This is a genomic window from Teichococcus aerofrigidensis, from assembly GCF_054073225.1.
Genome location: NZ_JBSXMU010000153.1, coordinates 1 through 6,793 on the forward strand (window position 1 = coordinate 1; position 6,793 = coordinate 6,793).

Genomic DNA, 6,793 nt, shown 5'->3' on the forward strand with positions numbered 1-6,793 from the left:
GCCTCGGCCAGCACGGCGCGGGCCAGGGGGTGCTCGCTGCCGGCCTGCAGCCGGGCGGCGGCGGCCAGCACCTCCGCCCGCGTCACGCCGGGCGCCGTGTGCAGGGCGGCCAGGTGCGGCCGGCCCTCGGTCAGCGTGCCGGTCTTGTCGAAGGCGACCAGGGTGATGTGCCCGGCGCGCTCCAGCGCCTCGGCGTCGCGGATCAGGATGCCGGCGCGGGCGGCGGCGCCGGTGCCGGCCATGATGGCGGCCGGGGTGGCGAGGCCGAGGGCGCAGGGGCAGGCGATGACCAGCACCGCGACGGCATGCAGGATGGCCGCCGGCAGCCCGGCGCCGGCCAGCAGCCAGCCGAGCAGGGTCAGCGCCGCCACGCCCAGCACCACCGGCACGAAGACGGCGCTGACGCGATCCACCAGCTTCTGCACCGGGGCGCGGCTGGCCTGGGCCGCCTGCACCAGCGCCGCCACCCGGGCCAGCCGGGTCTCGCCGCCGACGGCGGTGGCGCGGACCACCAGCCGCCCGTCCAGCGCCACGGTGCCGGTGGCGGCGGTGTCGCCGGGATGCTTCTCCACGGCGCGGCTCTCGCCGGTCAGCGCGCTCTCATCCACGCCCGAGGCGCCTTCCTCCACCAGCCCGTCGGCCGGGATGCGCTCGCCGGGGCGGATCACGACGCGGTCGCCGACCCGGAGCGTGGCGGCGGGCACCTCCTCCTCCCGCCCGGCCTCGTCCAGGCGGCGGGCGGTGCGCGGGCGCAGCGCCAGCAGGGCGGCGATGGCGGCGCCGGTGGCGCGCCGCGCGCGGCCCTCCAGGAAGCGGCCCAGCAGCACGAAGGCGATGATGATGGCCGAGGCCTCGAAGTAGAGATGCGCCTCGCCCCGCGCCAGCAGGACCACGGAGAGGCCGAAGGCCGCCGAGGTGCCGAGGGCGACCAGCAGGTCCATGTTGCCGGTGCCGGCGCGCAGCGCGCGCCAGCCGGCGCGGTAGAAGCGCCAGCCCAGGCCGAACTGCAGCGGCGCGGCGAGGGCGAGCTGGAGCCAGCCCGGCGGCATCCAGTGCCGGCCGAGGGCCATGCCGAGCATGCCGGCCAGGAAGGGGGCGGCCAGGAGGAAGGCCAGCGCCAGCTCGGCCCTGTCGCGCCAGGGGCCGCGCCAGGGGCCGCGCCCGCCTTCCGCCTCCGCCGCGGTGGTCCCGGCCGTGGTGACGCGATAGCCCGCCCGGGCCACCGCCGCCGCCAGCGCGGCCTCGTCCAGCCCCGCCAGCAGGCGCAGATGCACCCGCTCGGTGGCCAGGTTGACCGAGGCCTCCAGTACGCCGGGGACGGCCTTCAGCGCCCGCTCCACGCGCCCCGCGCAGCTGGCGCAGGTCATGCCGCCGATGCCGAGGTCGCGTTCCTCGATGGCGAGCCCGTAGCCGGCCTGGCCGACCGCTTCGGCGAGCGCCCGCAGCTCGGCCGTGCCGCGCACCTCGGCGGTCTCGCCGGCCAGGTTGACCCGCGCCTCCGCCACGCCCGGCACCCGCCGCAGCGCGCGCTCGACCCGTCCGGCGCAGCTGGCGCAGGTCATGCCGGTGATGGGCAGGGTGATCCGTTCGGAGGGGGGGCTGGCGTCGGGCATGGGAAGGAGATGGGGCTTTCCATTGTGGGAAGGTCAAGAGCGCCATTGACCGGCGCCGCGGGGCAGGGTTGATCCCCGCGCATCATGCGCCTCCTCCCCCTTCTCCGCTCCCTCGCCGGCCTCGCGGCCCTCCTCGCCGCTTCCGGCCCCGCCGCCGCGCAGGCCCCCGACGCCGCGCAAGCCCCCGACGCCGCGCAAGCCCCCGACGCCGCTCCGGGCGGGAGCCACCGCATCCAGCTCGCGAACCGCACCGGCCAGGTGGCGACCGGCTTCTACGCCCTGCGCGAGGGGCGGGCGGCGCAGGGCGGAGCGGAAGGCTGGGGGCGCAACACGCTGCCCGCGCCGATGCCCAGCGGCAAGCTGTTCACCCTGGCGACGCGGCCCGAGGCCGGCTGCCGCTTCGACCTGCGGCTGGTGGTGCAGGACGGCCGTGAGGCCATCCTGCGCGGCCGCGACATCTGCGCCGAGCCGCGCATCGCCGTCACCGAGGCCGATCTTCGCCCCGCGTCCAGCCAGCCGGCGCCCGGCGCGCCCAATCCGCGCGCCCGCGTCTCCTCCGGCAGCGGCTTCGTGGTGGCCACCGACCGCGTGATGACCAACCAGCATGTCGTCGCCGGCTGCGACCGCATCTTCATCCGCACCGCCGATGGCCGCCTGCTGCCCGCCGTGCCGCCGGCCCGCGTCGATGCCGGGCTGGACCTCGCCCTGCTGGCCGTGCCGGGCAACCCCGGCGAGCCGCTGGCCTTCCGCGCGGCGCCGCCGGTGCGGCGCGGCGAGGGGGTCATCGCCTATGGCTTCCCGCTGCCGGGCCTGCTCTCCTCCGACCCCAAGCTGACGCGCGGCGAGGTGAACGGGCTGAACGGGCTCGGCAACAACCCGGCGCACTACCAGATCAGCGCCGCGGTGCAGCCGGGCAATTCCGGCGGGCCGCTGCTCGACCTGCAGGGCAACCTGGTCGGCGTGGTGGTGAGCAAGCTGCACGCGCAGAACATCGCGAAGCAGACGGGCGACATCCCCCAGAACGTCAATTTCGCGGTGAAGGGCGAGGCCGCCCTGGCCTTCGCCCGCCGCGCCGGGCTGGCGCCCGCGACCGCCTCCAGCACCGGCGCGGAAAAGAGCGCGGCGGATGTGGGCGAGATCGCCAATCGCGGCGCCGTCTTCATCCGCTGCGAGCGGTAGAGCAGGTCCCGACCGGGGGGAATCGCCTGATCGGGCGAAGATGCTCCTGAAAACGATAGGCCAGAGCGGTTGCCGTGAGCCGGTGCGAACGGCAACCGCTCTGGCCCGGGCTCAGCCCTCCCGCGCCAGCCGCGCCTCCGCCTCCGCCAGCTCCTCCGGCGTGTTGGCGTTGAAGAAGGGGTCCGCCGGCCCGCCCGGCCATTCCGCCTCGGCGCAGCCATGGCGCGCCGTCCAACGGGCGACCTTCCGCTCATCGGCCAGGAGCGCCCGCCGCAGGGCGTCGCGCAGGGCCACCGGCCAGAGGCCGACCGCCGGATGCAGCCGGCCGCCGGAGCGGGCGCAGGCCAGGGGCGTGCCGGCCGCCACACGGGCCGCGCGCAGCCGGGCGGCCAGGTCGGCGGGAATGAAGGGCGTGTCGCCCGGCACGGAGAGCAGCCAGCCGGCCCCGTCCCGCCGCTCCGCCAGCCAGTCGAGCCCGGCGAGGATGCCGGCCAGGGGCCCCGGCTGCCCGGGCAGGGAGTCGGGCAGCACGGGAATCGCCGGCGCCGCCCAGGGCGCGAAGCGGGCGGGATCCCCGTTGGCGCTGAGCAGCAGCCCCGCCACCTGCGGGCGCAGCCGGGCGATGACATGGGCCAGCATGGGACGGCCGCCGAGCGGCAGCAGCGGCTTGTCGCCGCCCCCCATGCGGCGCGCCTGGCCGCCGGCCAGGATCAGGCCGAAGACCGCCTCGCTCACCGGAGGAAGCGCTGTCGGAACCAGTCGTCCAGCATCGCCTTCTCGAACCACAGGCGGTCCCCCGCCCGCGCCATGCGGGCGCGCGCCAGATAGGCCATGTCGCTCACGCTCTCCTCCGCCACCGCCGGCGCCTCGCCTGGATGATCCCCTGGATGATCCGTTGGATAACCCCCTGGGCGGACCAGCGCATAGCGCAGGCGGATGCGCGGCCAGGTGGCCTGCGTCATCACGCGGAGGTCGGGGTTGTCGATGCGCCAGGGCTCGCGCCGCCCGGCCAGGTCGATGTCCAGCACGGTGATGCGAAGCGCGGTGCCGGGCGGCAGGCGGGCGCCGAGCGCTTCCAGGTGCCGCCTGATGGCCAGGAGCTCCGGCGCGTCCGGCCGGGCGCCGCCGCCGCCATCGAGCCGGGCATCGGTGAAGCGGGCGGGATCGGCGAAGTCCACGCTCACCCCGGCGAGGGCGGGGGCGGAGGTCAGCAGCAGGCCGGCGGCCGCGAGCGGCGCCATGCGACGGAGGAGACGGACGGCCATGCTGCCCTCCCTGAACGGTCAGCCCTGAACGGCCGGCGGGCAGATGGGCATGGCGCGTGAGGCCGGCAAGGAGGGCGCCGGCCGGGAGGGCACGGGCAGGAGGGCACGGGCAGGGGTGCCCGGCGGGAGGAGGCCCGCCGGGCGGCCGGGTTCAGGCGGCGCGCTCGGCCACGCATTCGCGCAGCGACTCGCCCAGGATGTCCATGCCCTCGTTGATCAGCGCGTCGGAGGCGGTGAGCGGCACCAGGAAGCGGACGACATTGCCGCGCACGCCGCAGGCCAGGATGATCAGGCCCTTCTGCGCCGCCCGGGCGATCAGCGCCTTGGTCAGGTCGGGGTCGGGCCGGTCGGGGTTGTTCCCCGAGACCAGCTCCATCGCCACCATGGCGCCGAGGCCGCGGATATCGCCGATCACGCCCTCCAGGCTGTTGGAGGACTGCATCTCCTTCAGCCGGCCGGTGAGCAGCTCGCCGATCTGCTCGGCCCGGGCGCAGAGCCCTTCCTCCTCGATCACGTCGAGCACGGCATTTCCGGCGGCGCAGGCCAGCGGGTTGCCGCCATAGGTGCCGCCGAGGCCGCCGGCGCCGGGGCTGTCCATGATCTCGGCCTTGCCGGTGACGGCGGAGAGCGGGAAGCCGCCGGCCAGCGACTTGGCCATGGTCATCAGGTCGGGCTGCACGCCGGAATGCTCGATGGCGAACATCTTGCCGGTGCGGGCGAAACCGGTCTGCACCTCGTCCACGATCATGACGATGCCGTGCTCGTCGCAGATCTTCCGCAGGCCGGCGAGCAGCTCGGCCTGGGCGACATAGAAGCCGCCCTCGCCCTGGACGGGCTCGATGATCATGGCGGCGATCCGCTTCGGATCGACATCGGCGCGGAACATCACCTCCAGCGCCTCCAGCGTCTGCGCCACCTCCTTGCCGTGATAGGTCACGGGGAAGGGCAGGTGATAGATCTCACCCGGCATCGAGCCGAAGCCCGCCTTGTAGGGCACCACCTTGCCGGTCAGCGCCATGCCGAGCAGGGTGCGGCCGTGGAAGGCGCCGGAGAAGGCGATGACGCCGTTCCGCCCGGTGTGGTGGCGGGCGATCTTGACCGCGTTCTCGATCGCCTCGGCGCCGGTGGTGAGGAACACCGTCTTGCGCGGGCCGCGGGTCGGCACCTTCTCGTTCAGCCGCTCGGCCAGGCGGATATAGCCCTCATAGGGCATCACCTGGATGCAGGTATGGCTGAAGCTGTCGAGCTGCTTCTGCACCGCCGCCTTGACCTTGGGGTGCAGGTGGCCGGTGTTCAGCACCGCGATGCCGGCGGCGAAGTCGATGTAGCGCTTGCCCTCGATATCGGTGATCTCGGCATTCTCGGCCTTGGCCGCGAAGACCGGCAGCTGGATGCCCAGACCGCGCGGCACCGCCGCCTCGCGCCTCGCCTGCAGAGCCGCGTTGCTCCCGGTTGCCGTCACGCTCATCGCCCGTCACTCCCAATGGCCATGGATGGCGCGGACCATGCGCCCCTCGCCGTGTCCGGGCAAGGGTGGAGGCGGGCGAATCGCCGCGTGGCCTGAAAATATCGCTGTGCGATCAAAGGCCTGGGTGATCATGGGCCTGGCGATCCGGGGCGGACGGTCAGGCCCGCCGGGCGGGGCCGAAGGCATCCTCGGTGGTGGCGCGAACGACGCTGGCGAAGAGGCGCAGCGCCTCCGGCCCGCCCTGGTCGATCAGGGCGCCCTCCTCCATCTCGCTGGCCAGGGTCTCGGCCTGGCCGGCCAGGAGTTGCGCGGCACGGCGCAGCGCCTCCTGCGACAGGGCGAGCTGCTGCTGTTCGGTGAAGTCATGCCAGGTGGCGAGGGCCATGGTTGCTCAGTCCAAGGTTGCGCCATCCTGGCCGGGGTTCCCGCCTCGGGGGGCGGCCGGCGCAGCCTGCCCGCCGGAGGCTTGACGAAAGCTGAAGGCGCGGTGGCCTCAGCCCTCGCGCGCCAGCTCGTAGAGCGCCACGGCGGCGGCGACCGAGACGTTCAGGCTTTCCACCGCGCCGGAGATCGGCAGCCGCACCAGCTCGTCGCAGGTCTCGCGCTGCAGCCGCCGCAGGCCGCTGTCCTCGGCGCCGAGCACCAGCGCCACCGGCCGGTCCCGCGGCCTGGCGCGGGCCAGCTCCTCGCGCGCCTCCCCGGCCAGGCCCATCACCCAGTAGCCGGCCTTCTGCAGGGTCTGGATGGTGCGCGCCAGATTGACCTCGCGCGCCACCGGCACGCTGTCGAGCGCGCCGACGGCCGCGCGCGCCATGGCGCCGGTCTCGGGTGGCGCGTTGCGGTCCTGCATGACCACCGCGGCGGCGCCGAAGGCGGCGGCGGAGCGCAGGATGGCGCCGACATTGCGCGGATCGGTCACCTGGTCGAGCAGCAGGACGGTGCCGCGCGAACGGGCCAGCACCTCGTCCAGCGGCACCGGAGGCAGCGGCTCGGCCAGCAGGGCGGCGCCCTGGTGCACCGCGTCCTCCGGCAGGAAGGTCTGGAAGCGGCCCCGCTCGGCCCGCTCGGCCTGCAGCGGCCAGGGCCTGGGAAGGCGCGCGGCCAGGGCCTGCTCGGCCTCGGCGGTCAGCAGCAGGCGGCGGTTGCGGCGGCGCGGATTGGCCAGGGCGGCGGCGACGGTGTGCAGGCCATAGAGCCAGAGCGTGCCGCCCTCGGCGCGGTCGCGGTCGCGCGCCGGCGCGGCCTCGCCGGCGGCGTCGGGGCGGCCG

Annotated in this window: 7 protein-coding genes; 1 reads left to right on the top strand and 6 read right to left on the bottom strand. The window is 75.2% G+C overall.

From position 1 onward, the window contains the following. Positions 1–1,613: heavy metal translocating P-type ATPase (locus ACVMLK_RS19065; protein ID WP_457487300.1), on the bottom strand; the 1,613-nt coding region annotated here is incomplete at its 3' end. An 84-nt stretch (positions 1,614–1,697) separates the two neighbouring features. Between ACVMLK_RS19065 and ACVMLK_RS19070 the strand changes: the two genes are divergently transcribed. Next, entirely contained in the window at positions 1,698–2,792 is a 1,095-nt protein-coding gene (locus tag ACVMLK_RS19070; protein WP_457487301.1) for a trypsin-like peptidase domain-containing protein, read from the top strand. 111 nt (positions 2,793–2,903) lie between these two features. Here the strand turns inward: ACVMLK_RS19070 and mobA are convergent, their stop codons facing one another. The 5 genes from mobA to rlmB form a co-directional block, all read right to left on the bottom strand. Then, positions 2,904–3,527 (bottom strand): molybdenum cofactor guanylyltransferase MobA, encoded by a 624-nt coding sequence (mobA, locus tag ACVMLK_RS19075; RefSeq protein WP_457487302.1) that lies wholly within the window; start codon positions 3,525–3,527, stop codon positions 2,904–2,906. After that, the gene (locus ACVMLK_RS19080; protein ID WP_457487303.1) at positions 3,524–4,057 is read right to left on the bottom strand and encodes a DUF3016 domain-containing protein; all 534 of its coding nucleotides are present in this window, start codon (positions 4,055–4,057) and stop codon (positions 3,524–3,526) included. Before ACVMLK_RS19080 ends, mobA begins: the two co-directional genes overlap by 4 nt. A 151-nt stretch (positions 4,058–4,208) precedes the next feature. Continuing rightward, the gene (gene gabT / locus ACVMLK_RS19085) at positions 4,209–5,525 is read right to left on the bottom strand and encodes a 4-aminobutyrate--2-oxoglutarate transaminase (protein WP_457487304.1); all 1,317 of its coding nucleotides are present in this window, start codon (positions 5,523–5,525) and stop codon (positions 4,209–4,211) included. A gap of 157 nt (positions 5,526–5,682) precedes the next feature. Beyond that, positions 5,683–5,910 carry a hypothetical protein gene (locus tag ACVMLK_RS19090; RefSeq protein ID WP_198365191.1) on the bottom strand — a complete coding sequence of 76 codons (228 nt, stop codon included), beginning with the start codon at positions 5,908–5,910 and terminating at the stop codon, positions 5,683–5,685. 108 nt (positions 5,911–6,018) lie between these two features. Beyond that, on the bottom strand, positions 6,019–6,793 hold a 775-nt coding region (gene rlmB / locus ACVMLK_RS19095; protein ID WP_457487305.1), incomplete at its 5' end, for a 23S rRNA (guanosine(2251)-2'-O)-methyltransferase RlmB.

Bases quoted from the DNA above. Each gene is read 5' to 3' on its own strand.
- ACVMLK_RS19070 (WP_457487301.1), top strand. From the start codon at position 1,698: ATGCGCCTCCTCCCCCTTCTCCGCTCCCTCGCCGGCCTCGCGGCCCTC.
- ACVMLK_RS19080 (WP_457487303.1), bottom strand. From the start codon at position 4,057: ATGGCCGTCCGTCTCCTCCGTCGCATGGCGCCGCTCGCGGCCGCCGGC.
- gabT (WP_457487304.1), bottom strand. From the start codon at position 5,525: ATGAGCGTGACGGCAACCGGGAGCAACGCGGCTCTGCAGGCGAGGCGC.
- ACVMLK_RS19090 (WP_198365191.1), bottom strand. From the start codon at position 5,910: ATGGCCCTCGCCACCTGGCATGACTTCACCGAACAGCAGCAGCTCGCC.